The sequence below is a fragment of the Ferranicluibacter rubi genome (assembly GCF_011603255.1).
In the GTDB taxonomy this organism is placed as follows: domain Bacteria; phylum Pseudomonadota; class Alphaproteobacteria; order Rhizobiales; family Rhizobiaceae; genus Ferranicluibacter; species Ferranicluibacter rubi.
This window is the reverse complement of sequence record NZ_JAANCM010000011.1, coordinates 142,056-157,210: the sequence shown is the minus strand read 5'-3', so window position 1 is coordinate 157,210 and position 15,155 is coordinate 142,056. Positions and strand designations below refer to the sequence as shown.

Here is a 15,155-nt window from a genome sequence, read left to right as displayed (position 1 = left end):
AGGCCGGGCATCCGGCCGAGACGAAAGCATATGCCGGTCGGCCCGTTTGAGAGGGCGGGCAGACCGGCCAAGAGACCGCAAAATCGGGAGGATATCATGGAAAAACGCATACAGCCGCTGGCTCGCGACGCAATGGCCTACGTTCTGGCCGGTGGCCGCGGAAGCCGTCTGAAGGAACTGACGGACCGTCGCGCCAAACCCGCCGTCTACTTCGGCGGCAAGGCCCGCATCATCGATTTCGCGCTGTCGAACGCGATGAATTCGGGTATCCGCCGCATCGGCGTCGCCACGCAGTACAAGGCGCACTCGCTGATCCGCCACCTGCAGAACGGCTGGAATTTCTTCAGACCCGAGCGAAACGAGAGCTTCGACATCCTGCCAGCCTCCCAGCGCGTGTCGGAAACACAATGGTACGAAGGCACGGCGGATGCCGTCTACCAGAACATCGACATCATCGAGGACCACGGCGTCGAGTACATGGTCATCCTGGCGGGCGACCATATCTACAAGATGGACTACGAGCTGATGCTCCAGCAGCACGTGGACAGCGGCGCCGACGTCACCATCGGCTGCCTTGAGGTCCCGCGCATGGAAGCGACCGGCTTCGGCGTCATGCATGTGGACGAGAAGGACCGCATCATCGCCTTCGTCGAGAAGCCCTCCGACCCGCCCGGCATCCCCGGCAATCCGGAGATGGCGCTGGCCTCCATGGGTATCTACGTGTTCCACACGAAGTTCCTCATGGACATCCTGCGGCGCGATGCGGCCGATCCGACCTCCAGCCGCGACTTCGGCAAGGACATCATTCCCTACATCGTCCAGCACGGCAAGGCGATCGCGCACCGCTTCAACGAGTCCTGCGTGCGCTCGGACTTCGAGCGTGAGGCCTACTGGCGCGACGTCGGCACGATCGATGCCTACTGGCAGGCCAATATCGACCTGACGCATGTCACACCCGAACTCGACATCTACGACAGCACCTGGCCGATCTGGACATTTGCCGAGATCAAGCCGCCGGCGAAGTTCGTCCATGACGACGAGAACCGCCGCGGTTCGGCCACTTCCTCGCTGGTCTCGGGCGACTGCATCATCTCCGGCGCATCGCTCAACCGCAGCATGCTCTTCACCGGCGTCCGCGTGAACTCGTTCTCCCGCCTCGACGGCGCCGTCATCCTGCCGAGCGTCAAAATCGGCCGTCACGCGCAGCTGAAGAACGTCGTCATCGACAGCCGCGTCGTGATCCCGGAAGGTCTCGTCGTCGGCGAGGATCCGGAACTCGACGCCAAGCGGTTCCGTCGCTCGGAAAACGGCATTTGCCTGATCACACAACCGATGATCGACAAGCTGGGACTGTGAGGACGATGAACGTCCTTTCGGTCGCCTCCGAAGTCTTTCCGCTGATCAAGACCGGCGGCCTGGCCGACGTCGCGGGCGCCCTGCCCGCGGCGCTCAAACCCCATGGCATACGCATGCGCACGCTTCTACCCGGCTACCCCGCCGTCATGGCGAAGATCGGAGAGACGACGCGGCTCGGCGGTTTCGACACGCTGTTCGGCTATCCCGCCGCGCTTCTGGCTGCCGAGCATGAAGGTCTCGACCTTCTGGTGCTCGACGCCCCTGCGCTGTTCGACCGGCCGGGCGGACCCTATCTCGACCCACAAGGCCTCGACCACCCCGACAATTTCCGCCGCTTTGCCGCCTTGTCGTTGGCGGCGGCCGAGATCGCGCGCGGCGTCCTGCCGGAGTGGACGCCGGACCTCGTCCATTGCCATGACTGGCAGTCAGCCCTTGCCCCGGTCTATATGCAGCATGGCGGTGCCGCCCATGTCCCGACCGTGCTGACCATCCACAATATCGCCTTCCGCGGCCAGTTTCCCGCCAGCACCTTTCCGGAACTCGCCCTTCCCTGGGGCGCCTTCTCGGTGCAGGGCGTCGAATATTACGGCGACGTCTCCTTCCTCAAGGGCGGCCTGATGGCGGCAACGGCCATCACCACCGTCAGTCCCTCCTATGCGCAGGAAATTCTGACCCCAGAATTCGGCATGGGCCTGCAAGGCGTTCTGGCGAACCGCATCGCCGACCTCCACGGCATCGTCAATGGCATCGACACGGATGTGTGGAACCCGGCAGCCGATCCGCACATCGTCTCACCCTATGCAGCCGCCACCCTGAAGAAGCGGCCGGCAAACCGCGATGCCCTGCGCGAGCGCTTCGGCCTAGTCGCAACGGACGGGCCGCTCTTCTGCGTCGTCAGTCGCCTGACGGACCAGAAGGGCATGGATGTGCTGGCCGGTGTCATCGACATGATCGTGGACAACGGCGGTACGCTGGCCGTCCTCGGCTCCGGCGATCCCGCGCTCGAGGCTGCGTTCCGGACGGCCGCCGCCGTGCACCCAGGTCGTGTCGGCATCGTTGTCGGCTACGACGAACCGCTGTCGCACCTCATGCAGGCGGGCGCCGACGCCATCCTCGTGCCCTCGCGTTTCGAGCCCTGTGGCCTGACGCAGCTTTACGGCCTGCGCTATGGCTGCGTGCCGGTGGTCGCCCGCACCGGTGGCCTTGCCGATACGATCATCGATGCCAACGAGGCGGCGGTGGCGGCGAATGTCGCCACCGGCTTCCTGTTCTCCCCCGTCTCGGAGGAAAGCCTACGGCTCGCACTCCGCCGCGTCTTTTCCCTGTGGCGCCAACCGAAAATCTGGGCGCGCCTGCAAGCGCGCGGTATGAAATCCGATGTCTCCTGGGATATGAGTGCCACGCGCTACGCCGCGCTTTATGCCGGTCTTCTTGCGAAAGGTTGAATCATGACGAAAACCGTAAACACGACCCCCTATACCGACCAGAAACCCGGAACGTCGGGGCTTCGCAAGAAGGTGCCGGTGTTCCAGCAGCCGAACTATGCCGAGAACTTCATTCAGTCGATCTTCGACAGCCTCGAAGGCTTTGCGGGCAAGACGCTGGTCATCGGCGGTGACGGCCGCTTTTACAACCGCGAGGTCATCCAGATCGCCATCAAGATGGCGGCGGCGAACGGCTTCGGCCGGGTCCTCGTCGGCCGTGGCGGCATCCTCTCGACGCCAGCCGCTTCCCATGTCATCCGCAAGTACGAAGCCTTCGGCGGCATCGTTCTCTCGGCCAGCCACAATCCGGGCGGTCCGGCCGAAGACTTCGGCATCAAGTACAATATCGGCAATGGCGGCCCGGCACCGGAAAAGGTAACGGACGCGATCTACGCCCACACCAAGACCATCGAGCGCTACAAGATCGCCGATGTCGCCGACGTCAATCTCGACGCCGAAGGCGAGCAGGAGGTCGCGGGCATGACCGTGCAGGTCATCAACCCAGTTTCCGACTATGCCGAACTGATGGAAACCCTGTTCGACTTTACGGCCATCCGCGCCCACCTCGCCGGCGGCTTCCGCATCGTCTTCGATGCCATGAGCGCCGTCACGGGTCCCTATGCCAAGGAAATCCTCGAAAACCGTCTCGGTGCCGCCAAGGGTTCGGTGCTGAACTTCGTGCCTCTGCCCGACTTCGGCGGCCACCACCCGGATCCGAACCTCGTCCACGCCCGCGCGCTTTACGAGGAAATGATGGGCGAGAACGCGCCCGACTTCGGCGCGGCTTCGGATGGCGATGGCGACCGGAACCTGATCATCGGCAAGGGCATCTTCGTAACGCCCTCCGACAGCCTGGCCATGCTCGCCGCAAACGCGACGCTGGCGCCCGGCTACGCCAAAGGCCTTGCCGGCATCGCGCGCTCCATGCCCACCTCGGGTGCGGCCGACCGCGTGGCCGAAAAGCTCGGCATCGGCATCTACGAAACGCCGACCGGCTGGAAGTTCTTCGGCAACCTGCTCGATGCGGGTCTTGCGACGATCTGCGGCGAGGAAAGTGCAGGCACCGGCTCAAGCCACGTCCGCGAAAAAGATGGTCTCTGGGCCGTGCTGCTCTGGTTGAACATCCTCGCTGTCCGCAAGGAAAGCGTTGTCGATATCGCCCGCGAGCACTGGACGACCTATGGCCGCAACTACTATTCGCGCCATGACTATGAAGAGGTGGATTCTGCTGCTGCCAACGGCCTGATGGATGCGTTACGCGAGCAACTCACCACCCTTCCCGGCCGCAAGCTCGGCGATCTCACGATCGAGACGGCAGATGATTTCTCCTATCACGATCCGGTCGACCACTCCGTCAGCAACAATCAGGGCATCCGCATCCTGTTCGAGGGCGGCTCCCGCGTGGTCTTCCGCCTGTCGGGCACCGGAACGTCAGGCGCGACGCTGCGCGTCTACATCGAGCGCTTCGAGCCGGATGCGACGAAGCACGATGTCGATACCCAGGTCGCCCTGGCCGACCTGATCGAAGCCGCGGACGCACTGGCCGGCATCAAGGAACGCACCGGCCGCACGGAACCGACAGTCATCACCTGATCATCGGCCCGTCAGTAAAACCACAAACGAAAAACGCCGCTTCGAAGCGGCGTTTTTTATGAAATGCGATTGAAGGTCTCAGGATGCCGCTTTGACGCGGGCAAGGCCTGTCCGGGCGGGCTCGTACTTCGGATCGAGCTGCAGGGCATGGCCGTAGGAACGCTGCGCCTTCGCCTTTTCGCCACGGCGCTCGTAGACCAGCGCCTGATTGGCCCAGGATTCCGCGATCTTGCCATTGAGGTTGATGGCTGTGTTGAAATCGGCGAATGCGTTGTCGTCGTCGTTCTGGGCGACATAGGAGATGCCGCGACCATTATACGGCTCAGGCGAGCTCGGCGACAGCGAGATGGCCGTCGAGAAGTCCTCGATCGCCTGTCCATGCTGGTTGCGTGCCTGGTAGATCAGACCGCGATTGTGATAAGCGCGCGGATCGGTCGTGTCGTTCTCGATCGCCTTATTGAAGTCGGCAAAGGCCTGATCCAGCCGGCCGCTCTGGCGATAGAGATTGCCGCGACCGATATAGGCGACGTCGTAGCGCGGGTTGAGCTGCAGCGCCGAATTATAGTCGGCAAGCGCTTCGGCAAGATCGCCCATGTTGCGCTCGACCAAAGCCCGGTTGGCATAGGCCTGGTAGAAACGCGGGTTCAGCTCGATCGCCTTGTTGAAATCGGCCACCGCGCGGCGGAATTCGCCGGCGCGACCATAGGCCGAGCCGCGCACATTGTAGCCTTCGGGGTCGCTCGGATTGCTGTTGATGACGCCCGACAGCGAGGCGATGTTCTGCTCGGATCCCTGCGCCCGCTCGACCTGCAGCGTGCTGTCGTTCGAGGGATCCGTCTGGCAGGCCGTCAGAAGCAGGGCTGCTCCAAACGCGGAAAGGATGCCCAGGCGGCTGGAGCGCTGCGTGCCTTTGCGGGATGCGTCCCGGCTGGCGAAACCCTCTGTCGTCACAGTCGATGTCAAGATCGATCCCTCAAATCAAGAATGCCTCAGGCACGTCACAGGTCCGCAGTCTCGCCCCGGCTGCCACGGTAACGCCGCAACAGGCAGTTCGTTCACGCAAGCGCCGCATCCACAGCAAATACGCGACTGCCACCGGATACGTCTAACGCAAAAAAGGCGGCGGCGCATGCATCGCCTCCGCCGTCACCATTCTCGGAGCAAGCGCCGATCAGCGTGCCTTGGCCGCAAACTTGGCGGCAGACTTCGGCATGGGCAGTAGGCCTTCGCGCTGGGCCTGCTTACGGGCCAGCTTGCGAACGCGGCTGATGCCTTCGGCCTTTTCGCGCGCGCGGCGCTGCGACGGCTTTTCATACGCCTCGCGGGCGCGCATTTCGCGGAAGACGCCTTCGCGCTGCAGCTTCTTCTTCAGCGCACGAAGCGCCTGGTCAACATTGTTGTCGCGAACGAGTACCTGCACGTGTTTACATTCCTTGATATCGAGCCGAGACAAGCTCAGGCTGCTGTGTATGGGCCGAACCCGAGGCTGCGCTTGAGGCACCGCCGGACGGCATGGTTCGTTGATCGCAAGGGCTCGAGCGCTGCGATGATGGGCGGCAAGTAGCAGATCGATGCTGCAAAGTCCACCCGCGCCGGAGTGCGGCGTTGTTTCAGGGTATCTGGCACACAAAAGCGACATCTCAAGGGTGGGCCCTGCCTCAGTCGTGCCACGCCGGTCCCTTATTCGCCCATTGATTGGAAGCAGTTGGCCGCTGTCATAGTCCTGCTTATCAAAGCCTGCAGTCCTGCCATTTTCGCAGTGTCGAAAGTGAAGGCCTGCCACGTCGCAAAATGGACGTTGCGACGCGCCTCGATTTGCGATGTGTTGGACAGACGGATCGGGGCACCCCGGACAGGAGATGAGGCGAATGCGCAAATATTCGGTTTTTGCCGTGGCACGCGAAGCCATGCGGGCGCACAAGGGCTGGGAAGCGCAGTGGGTCTCTCCCGAGCCGCGCCCGGCCTATGACGCGATCATCATCGGCGGCGGCGGCCACGGGCTGGGTGCTGCGTACTACCTCGCCAAGGAGCACGGCATCACCAATGTCGCGGTGCTCGAAAAAGGCTGGCTCGGCGGCGGCAATACCGGCCGCAACACCACCATCATTCGGTCCAACTATCTCTATGACGAGAGCATGGACATCTACGAGCATTCGCTGAAGCTCTGGGAAAACCTGTCGCAGGACTTGAACTACAACGTCATGTATTCCCCGCGCGGCGTGATGATGCTGTCGCACGGCATCCACGACCAACAGGTGTTCAAGCGCCATATCCATGCCAACCGCCTCTACGGCATCGACAATGAGTGGCTGTCGCCCGAGCAGGCGAAGGACTTCTGTCCACCGCTCGATATCTCCGCCTCCGCCCGCTTCCCCATCAACGGCGCCGCTCTGCAGCGACGTGGGGGCACGGCGCGCCACGATGCGGTGGCCTGGGGCTATGCCCGCGCAGCCTCCGACCGCGGCGTCCACATCATCCAGAACTGCGAAGTCACCGGCATCCGCCGCGGGCCGGACGGTGCCGTGACCGGCGTCGATACCAACCGCGGCTTCATCGGCGCGAAGAAAATCGGCGTCTCCGCCTCGGGCCACAACTCGGTGATCATGGCCATGGCCGGTGTTCGCGTGCCATTGCATTCCGTGCCGCTGCAGGCGCTGGTGTCCGAGCCGCTGAAGCCGATCTTTCCCTGCGTCGTCATGTCGAACACGGTGCACGCCTATATCTCGCAGTCCGACAAGGGCGAACTGGTGATCGGCGCCGGCACCGACCAGTACAATTCCTACTCCCAGACCGGTGGCCTGCAGATCATCACCCATACGCTGGACGCGATCTGCGAGCTGTTCCCCATCTTCCGCCGCGTCAAGATGATGCGCCAGTGGGGCGGGATCACAGACAATACGCCGGACCGCTCGGCGATCCAGGGCGTCACGCCCGTGCCGAACCTGTTCGTCAATTGCGGCTGGGGCACCGGCGGCTTCAAGGCGACACCGGGGTCGGCCAACCTGTTCGCGCACCTCATCGCGAAAGGCGAGCCGCACCGGCTGGCGGCGGGCCTGACACTCGACCGCTTCCGCACCGGACGCCTGATCGACGAGGCGGCAGCCGCGGCCGTGGCGCACTGACGATGATCGCCCCGGCTCGCCGCTTTCGCCTGTCCTCCCCCGCATCAGGAACACGCCCATGCTTTTGATCCACTGCCCCTATTGCGAGGAAGAGCGCTCCGAACTCGAGTTCCGCGCCGCCGGCGACGCCCATATCGCCCGGCCGGAGAACATCGCGGCGATTTCGGACGAGGAATTCGAGGAATATTTCTTCCTGCGGGACAACCCCAAGGGCCTGATCTTCGAGCGCTGGCGCCATATCGCCGGCTGCGGCCGGTTCTTCAACGCGGCGCGTGACACCGTCAGCGACCGGTTCCTCAAGACCTACAAGGCGGGCGAGCCCAAACCATCGCTGCCGATCGCCGCCATGACCGACGAGACCGTCGTCGAAACCTACGAAGCCACGGAAGGACGCGCGGAATGAGCGGCGCCAAGCGGACAGACAAAGCCGACAGCATGGGTGCAGCGAACCGCATTCCCGGCAAGGGACGCCTGACGCCGGCCAAGACCGCGCGCTTCACCTTCGATGGCCGCACCTACCAGGGCCTGCAGGGCGACACCGTCGCCTCGGCGCTGATCGCCAACGGCGTCCACCTCGTCGGCCGCTCGTTCAAGTACCACCGCCCGCGCGGCATCGTCTCGGCCGGCCCGGAAGAGCCGAACGCGCTGATCGACGTGATGCGCGACAATGCCCGCCGCCAGCCGAATGTGCGCGCGACCGTGCAGGAAGTCTTCGACGGCATGACCGTCGCATCGCAGAACCGCTATCCCTCGCTCACCTTCGACGTCGGCGGCATCAACAACATTCTGGCACCCTTCTTCGCCGCCGGCTTCTACTACAAGACCTTCATGTGGCCGAAGCAGGCCTGGAAGAACATCTACGAGCCCCGTATCCGTGCCGCAGCCGGCCTCGGCGTGTCGCCGACGGAAGAAGACACCGACGAATATGCCAGCCGCTACGCCCATTGCGACGTGCTGGTCATGGGCGCCGGCGTCGCCGGCCTGACCTCGGCGCTCGCTGCTGCCGCCACCGGCGCGCGCGTCATCCTGTGCGACGAGCAGCCGGAAGTTGGCGGCGCGCTGCATTACGATGCCGGCGTGACGATCGACGGTCAGGATGGCTATGCCTGGGCGCAGGATGCCGCCCGCCGGCTCGCCGCCATGGACAATGTCACGGTGCTCACCCGCACGACCGCTTTCGGCTATTATGCGCAGAACTTCGTGGCACTGGCCGAACGCGTGACCGATCACGTCTCCCGCCCGGCCCGCACCGCTCCGCGCGAGCGGCTGTGGCAGGTGCGCGCCAAGCGCGTCGTCATCGCCACCGGCGCCATCGAGCGCCACATGGTGTTTGCCAACAACGACCGTCCCGGCATAATGCTGGCCTCGGCCGCGCGGACCTATCTCAACCATTTCGGCGTCGCCATCGGCCGCAAGGTCGGCGTCTACACTGCCCACGACAGCGCCTATGAAGCCGCCTTTGACATGCACCGTGCCGGCATCGCCATCCCGGCCATCGTCGACAGCCGCGAGCAGCCGGGTGCTGACGTCCTGGCGCAGGCGCAGGCTCTCGGCATCGAGGTTCTCACCGGCCATGCCGTGACCGACACCAAGGGCAAGCTGCGCGTCTCCTCCATAACAGTTCGTCGCGTCAGCGGCGGCAGCAGCGCCCGCTCGATCGTGGTAGATGCGCTCATCACCTCCTCCGGCTGGACGCCGTCGGTGCACATGTTCTCGCAATCGCGCGGCAAGGTGGCCTTCGACGCGGAAACGCAGCGGTTCCTTCCGGGCATCTACGCGCAAGACTGCGTTTCGGTCGGCGCCTGCAACGGCACCACCGACATCGCCGCGACCCTTGCCGAAGCTGTGGCCGGTGGCGAGCTTGCCGCGCAGGCAGCCGGCTTCCAGGCCAGCACGCGGCTCGAGATTTCCGGCACGCAGGCCTTCGCCTGGACGGGCGGCATGGCGGGCGCCGCCTATGGCGCCGGGGCCGAGGACGACGTGAAGGCCTTCATCGACTTCCAGAACGACGTCTGCGCCAAGGATATCAGGCTCGCGGTGCGCGAAGGCATGCACTCGATCGAGCACATCAAGCGCTTCACCACCAACGGCATGGCGACCGACCAGGGCAAGCTTTCCAACATCCACGGTCTCGCGATCGCCGCGGAAACCCTCGGCCGCGGCATTCCCGAAGTCGGCCTCACCACCTTCCGCGCGCCCTACACGCCTGTCACCTTCGGCACGCTGATCGGCCATTCGCGCGGCGACCTGTTCGACCCCACCCGCAAGACCGCGATGCACGAGGCCGAAGAAGCCATGGGCGCGGCCTTCGAGGATGTGGGCCAGTGGAAGCGCGCCTGGTACTATCCTCGCCCCGGCGAAGACATGCACGCCGCTATTAACCGCGAGTGCCGCACGGTGCGCGAGACGGTCGGCATGTTCGATGCCTCGACGCTCGGTAAGATCGAGGTCGTCGGCCCGGATGCAGCCGCCTTCCTCAACCTCATCTACACCAACAGCTGGGACACGCTGAAGCCGGGCCGCTGCCGCTACGGCATCATGCTGCGCGAAGACGGCTTCATCTATGACGACGGCGTCGTCGGCCGCATGTCGGACGATCGCTTCCATGTGACCACCACGACGGGCGGTGCCGCCCGCGTGATGCACCACATGGAAGACTATCTCCAGACGGAATTCCCGCATCTGAATGTTTGGCTGACCTCGGCCACCGAGCAGTGGGCCGTCATCGCCCTGCAGGGCCCGAAGGCGCGCGAGATCATCGCGCCGCTGGTCGAGGGCATCGACATCTCCAACGAGGCCTTCCCGCATATGAGCGTGACTGAGGGCAGGATCTGCGGCGTGCCGACGCGCCTCTTCCGCATGTCGTTCACCGGCGAACTCGGTTTCGAGGTCAACGTCCCCGCCGATTTCGGTCCCGATGTCTGGAACGCGATCCGCGAACGGGTCGAGGCCGTCGACGGCTGTGCCTACGGCACGGAGACCATGCACATCCTGCGCGCCGAAAAGGGCTACATCATCGTCGGCCAGGATACCGACGGCACGCTGACGCCGGACGATGCCAGCCTGTCCTGGGCGGTCGGCAAGAAGAAGACCGACTTCGTCGGCATCCGCGGCATGAAGCGTCCCGACCTCGTGCGCGAAGGCCGCAAGCAGCTCGTCGGTCTGCTGACGAAGGATCCGAGCGTCGTGCTGGAGGAAGGCGCGCAGATCGTCGCCGACCCCAACCAGCCGAAGCCCATGACCATGCTCGGTCATGTCACCTCGTCCTACTGGTCGGAAAACTGCGGACGCTCCATCGCGATGGCAGTGGTGGCCGGCGGCAAGGCACGGCTCGGCCAGACCCTCTACGTGCCGATGGCCGACCGGACGATTGCCGTCGAGGTGAGCGACATGGTGTTCTTTGACAAGGAAGGTGGCCGCATCCATGGCTGATCTCGCAACACGCACCCTGCCGCTTGGCGGCTTCCACGGCGGCTCCGCCACCGTTCGCCTGACGCCGGCGGCACCGGCCAGTCGCCTTTCGCTCCGCGCCAAGCCGGACGCCGTGGCAGCGCTCTCGGCAGCACTCGGCCTGTCCCTGCCGACACGCCCGAAGGCTTCGGCCACGAGCGGCACCCGCCACGCTCTCTGGCTCGGCCCGGACGAGTGGCTCGTGATCGACGAAACGAACACCGATCTGCTGGGCCTCGTGGGCTCCGCCGGCGCGCTGCATTCGGCAACCGACATCTCCCACCGCAACACGGCCGTTCTCGTGGACGGACCGGGCGCCTCCGCCACCATCAATGCCGGCTGCCCGCAGGACCTGTCGCTGAAGACCTTCCCCGTCGGCGCCTGCTCGCGCACCGTCTTCGGCAAGGCGGAGATCGTGCTCTACCGCACGGGCGAAACCGCGTTTCGCGTCGAGTGCTGGCGCTCGTTCGCCCCTTACGTCTCGGGACTGCTGGCGGCCGGCGCTCAGGACGCCGGTCACTGAGACCAGCATTGATCGGCGCCAACCGGCGTCAGGAAACGTCCGGCCAGCCGCGCCAATCGACCCAGCGGCCGTGAAAGTCTGCGCGCCCGATCTCATGCCGCGAGCCGGTCGGCCACATCTGGAGCGTCAGGGCAGCGCCCCGCTCCCGGCCGTCGCCTTCGAGTGACAGTTGCGCAAGCGGGGCTCCTTCAGTGGCTGCACGACCGGCTTTCTCGATCAGCGCCTCGCCCCGCTCGCGCGCCTCGGCCGGCAGGTACTGCCAGGCGATCGTGTGGGTGATCACATGCACGCAGCCGTGGCGGGTGACGGCGAGCCGACGCTCCAGCCAGTCCACGGCATCGGCCGCGTCGACCTTCAGCCCGGACAGAGCCGCAAGACGCAGCGCGGCACGGGTCCGCTCCACCCGGTCGGCCTGATCCGCCCAGAGATAGGACAGAAGCCGCTTCGCATCATCGGGATGTGCCGGATCGAGAGGCCGGAGATCGCAGCCAGCCCGGTCCCGAACGGTAAGGGGCACATCGGGTGGAGGCCCGCCTGTCCATGTGGGCGCGAGCATCACCGGCGATTGTGGATCACCCCAGGCAAAGTCTCCGAGGCGGTAGGCGTAACGATCCCAGAGGAGGTTCAGCCCGGCACTCGCGCCGACTTCGGAGATACAGATCGGCTTGTCGAACCGCTTGGCAATGGTGAGGAAGCCCGGCAGCAGTGCTGCCGACCGCCGCACCTCGTTCGTCTGCGGCGGAGAAGCAAGGCGCGCGAGAATGGCGTCGGCATGCTCGCGACAGGCACGCTCGACCGCATTCCAGAGACCATCTGGATCCGTCGCATGCGGCGGATAAGCCTCTGCAAGGGCGGGATTGGCGCCGTCGAGAACGAGGGCATGCAAGGATCCGGCGAACCGCAGCGGTACGGAGTCGGCGGACGATGACGGATCACCCGTCCAGCCGAGGATATGCCGCCCGACAGGATGCGTGGCCGTCAGGCGTTCGGCGGCGAGGTCGCAGAGCGTTGCGACGAAAGGCGAGCCCAGCGCACGACAACTGACGGACTGCGACCGGAACGCCGCGCGGACGGCCGCATCGCTGGTCGCGACATCAGGCATCCTCCGGCCGGTCCTTCGGGTCGAACTGGATGATCGTCAGCCAGGTCGCGGTCAGCGCCGGCTTGCCTTCATGCTCTACCTCGACCGAGACCTCATAGGTGACGACGAGCATGCCGGCGCCGCGGAAGCGGGCTTCCGTGAGGGTGAAGTGGCCGCGAACCCGCGCGCCCGCGTGAACGGGCGCAAGGAAACGGACCTTGTCGAAGCCGTAATTGATCGCCATGGTCTGCTCGCGCACGGCCGGCAGGCAATTGTAGTTCATGGCCGAGAGAAGCGAGAGCGACAGGAACCCATGCGCGATCGTGCCGCCATAGGGCGTCTCGGCTGCGGCCCGCACCGGATCGGTGTGGATGAACTGATGATCCTGCGTCGCATCGGCGAAGCGGTCGATCATATCCTGAGAGACCGTGATCCAGTCGGAGATCCCGACCTCCTGACCCACGAGGTCCTTGACCTCCCCGAGCGCGATCTCCCTGACGCTGGTCGTCTTCGTACCGTTCGCATCCATATCGATCATTCCTGTCGCATCGCTTGCAACCCTTCAAGAACGTCCGGGCGCCACATACCAGCCAACCGAACGGGCGGAGACCTCTTCAAGGGTTCCCGCGTCCGGCAACAGCGACTGCCACCCTTTGCCGGGTAGCGTCAGTGCCTCCGCCGCATGGGCGCGATTGAAGACCACCGCCAGACGGCAGGCCTTGCGCGTCGTCGCATCGCGGGTCGAGAGGAGCATGACGAGCCCGTCCGTGCCCTCGCCCTCCCAGTCCGCAACCTCCATCGGCTTGCCGTCCAGGCGGACCCAGGCGACATCGCCCCGGCCCGTGAAGAAGCTGTCGCCCTCAAACACATCGAAACGATGGCGGAGTTCGCCGAGGGCTGCGCATTGCGCGATCAGCGCCTCGTCCGCCGAGGCCCAGTCGAGCCACGTGATCGGATTGTCCTGGCAATAGGCGTTGTTGTTGCCCTGCTGCGTCCGCCCGAACTCGTCGCCCGCCGTGATCATGATCGCGCCGCGGGTGGCAAACAAAGTGGCGAGCAGCGCCTTCACGTCGCGCGTGCGGGCAGAGACGATGCCGGAATCGTCGCTCGCCCCTTCGGCACCGTTGTTCCAGGAATGATTCTCGTTGTGGCCATCGCGATTGTCTTCGCCATTCGCCGCGTTGTGCTTGTGGCTGTGGGAGACGAGATCCCTGAGCGTGAAGCCATCATGGGCGGCGATGAAGGTGACGCTGCGGCTCTGCGTGCCGCCGTGCTGCGCGAAGATATCCGAGGAGCCGGCCAGCGCACCGGCCAGCGATCCGATCATCCAGCCATCGCCGCGCCACAGGCGCCGGATGTCGTCACGCGCGCGGTCGTTCCATTCGAGGAAGGGTGGCGGAAAATGGCCGAGCTGATAGCCGCCGGGCCCGATATCCCAAGGCTCGGCGATCAGCACGCAATCCTTCAGCAACGGATCGGCCAGCATCTCCGAAAAAAGGGTCGCATCCCGCCGGAAGCCACCGGCATCGCGCCCGAGAATAGAGCCGAGATCGAAGCGAAACCCGTCGATACCGGCCGCGCTGACGAAATGGCGCAGCGTATCGAGGATCAGCGAGCGAACCGTCGGGTGGTCGCAAGCGATGGTATTGCCGCAACCGGTGTCGTTCACCAGTTGGCCAGGCTGACCTTCGGCATGGCGGTAGTAGACGGCGTTGTCGAGGCCGCGCATGGAGACCGTCGCGCCCTGCCGGTCGCTTTCGCCCGAATGGTTGAAGACGAGATCGAGAATGACGCCGATGCCTTCGCGATGCAGCGTGGCGACGGTGTCCCTGAGTTCGGTCAGGCCGCCGGGCACCAGGCGCGGATCGAGCGCCATGAAGGCGACGGGGTTGTAGCCCCAGCCATTGGTCAGCCCGAGCGGCGGCAGGTGGCGCTCATCGATCCAGGCGGTGATGGGCATCAGCTCGACGGCGGACACGCCGATGCGCTTGAGATGAGCGATGACGGACGGATGCGCCAGCGCCGCCACGGTCCCGCGCTGCTCGTCCGGCACATCCGGATGCAGCATGGTGAACGGCCGCACGGCCACCTCGTAGATCAGCCCATCCGTTGAGAAGCGGGGCGGGGCGACGCGGGCTTTCGGCACTTTTGTCACCAGCGCCTTCGGTACGAGATCCGCCGTCTCCGCGCCGAACTGCGTCAGGCGGGCATCGTGGCGGAACGGGCGGTCGAGTTCCAGCGCGTAAGGGTCGACGAGAAGCTTTGCCGGATCGAACCACAGGCCGCGATCGGGATCATAGACACCATGGGCGCGCAGGCCGTAGCGGGTTCCGACCGGCGCGTCCGGCAGTGTCATCGCGAAGACATCGCCTTCCTCGCGGCCCATCGGCAGGCGGCGCAGCTCGGTCTCGCCATCGGCATGAAACAGGCAGAGGTCGATGCGCTCGGCCGTCTGCGAGCGCACGGCAAACCGCGTCCACCGCCCGTTGACCGTGGCGCCGAGCGGCCGTGTGGTTTCCGTCATCCTGATCCCTCTCGCTGCTTGG

General features: G+C 65.2%; 12 protein-coding genes. 7 read left to right on the top strand and 5 right to left on the bottom strand.

What is annotated here, in order from left to right; all coding sequences use genetic code 11:
• The first annotated feature begins 93 nt into the window (after window positions 1-93).
• From glgC to G8E10_RS19755, 3 genes are read left to right on the top strand one after another with little or no spacing between them, the layout of a single operon-like run.
• Window positions 94-1,356 (top strand): glucose-1-phosphate adenylyltransferase, encoded by a 1,263-nt coding sequence (gene glgC / locus G8E10_RS19765; RefSeq protein ID WP_110800945.1) that lies wholly within the window; start codon window positions 94-96, stop codon window positions 1,354-1,356.
• Window positions 1,357-1,361: 5 nt separating this feature from the next.
• Window positions 1,362-2,801 carry a glycogen synthase GlgA gene (glgA, locus tag G8E10_RS19760; RefSeq protein WP_167130415.1) on the top strand — a complete coding sequence of 480 codons (1,440 nt, stop codon included), beginning with the start codon at window positions 1,362-1,364 and terminating at the stop codon, window positions 2,799-2,801.
• 3 nt (window positions 2,802-2,804) lie between these two features.
• Entirely contained in the window at window positions 2,805-4,433 is a 1,629-nt protein-coding gene (locus G8E10_RS19755; protein ID WP_167130414.1) for an alpha-D-glucose phosphate-specific phosphoglucomutase, read from the top strand.
• Window positions 4,434-4,511: 78 nt separating this feature from the next.
• Here the strand turns inward: G8E10_RS19755 and G8E10_RS19750 are convergent, their stop codons facing one another.
• A complete protein-coding gene (locus G8E10_RS19750) occupies window positions 4,512-5,321 on the bottom strand; it encodes a tetratricopeptide repeat protein (protein ID WP_245420090.1) in 810 nt (269 codons plus the stop codon).
• Window positions 5,322-5,604: 283 nt separating this feature from the next.
• Window positions 5,605-5,853, bottom strand: a complete 249-nt coding sequence (rpsU, locus tag G8E10_RS19745) for a 30S ribosomal protein S21 (protein WP_062595880.1) — start codon at window positions 5,851-5,853, stop codon at window positions 5,605-5,607.
• 448 nt (window positions 5,854-6,301) lie between these two features.
• Between rpsU and G8E10_RS19740 the strand changes: the two genes are divergently transcribed.
• Genes G8E10_RS19740 through G8E10_RS19725 form a run of 4 tightly spaced genes read left to right on the top strand, consistent with a single transcriptional unit; the run spans window position 6,302 to window position 11,528 of the window.
• Window positions 6,302-7,555: a sarcosine oxidase subunit beta family protein gene (locus G8E10_RS19740; protein WP_167130413.1), complete on the top strand. Its 1,254-nt coding sequence runs from the start codon at window positions 6,302-6,304 to the stop codon at window positions 7,553-7,555.
• Window positions 7,556-7,613: 58 nt separating this feature from the next.
• On the top strand, window positions 7,614-7,958 hold the full coding sequence (locus G8E10_RS19735; protein ID WP_110730202.1) for a sarcosine oxidase subunit delta: 345 nt from the start codon (window positions 7,614-7,616) through the stop codon (window positions 7,956-7,958).
• A 32-nt stretch (window positions 7,959-7,990) separates the two neighbouring features.
• The gene (locus tag G8E10_RS19730; protein WP_167130442.1) at window positions 7,991-10,987 is read left to right on the top strand and encodes a sarcosine oxidase subunit alpha; all 2,997 of its coding nucleotides are present in this window, start codon (window positions 7,991-7,993) and stop codon (window positions 10,985-10,987) included.
• Entirely contained in the window at window positions 10,980-11,528 is a 549-nt protein-coding gene (locus G8E10_RS19725) for a sarcosine oxidase subunit gamma (protein WP_167130412.1), read from the top strand. The genes G8E10_RS19730 and G8E10_RS19725 overlap by 8 nt, the downstream gene beginning before the upstream one ends.
• A 28-nt stretch (window positions 11,529-11,556) precedes the next feature.
• On the opposite strand, the gene G8E10_RS19720 is transcribed toward G8E10_RS19725, so the two are convergent.
• Genes G8E10_RS19720 through glgX form a run of 3 tightly spaced genes read right to left on the bottom strand, consistent with a single transcriptional unit; the run spans window position 11,557 to window position 15,133 of the window.
• Window positions 11,557-12,630 (bottom strand): DUF2332 domain-containing protein, encoded by a 1,074-nt coding sequence (locus tag G8E10_RS19720; protein ID WP_167130411.1) that lies wholly within the window; start codon window positions 12,628-12,630, stop codon window positions 11,557-11,559.
• Complete coding sequence (locus G8E10_RS19715) at window positions 12,623-13,138, bottom strand: MaoC family dehydratase (RefSeq protein ID WP_167130441.1); 516 nt, start codon at window positions 13,136-13,138, stop codon at window positions 12,623-12,625. The genes G8E10_RS19720 and G8E10_RS19715 overlap by 8 nt, the downstream gene beginning before the upstream one ends.
• A 33-nt stretch (window positions 13,139-13,171) precedes the next feature.
• A complete protein-coding gene (gene glgX, locus G8E10_RS19710) occupies window positions 13,172-15,133 on the bottom strand; it encodes a glycogen debranching protein GlgX (RefSeq protein ID WP_167130410.1) in 1,962 nt (653 codons plus the stop codon).
• Between the last annotated feature and the right edge of the window lie 22 nt (window positions 15,134-15,155).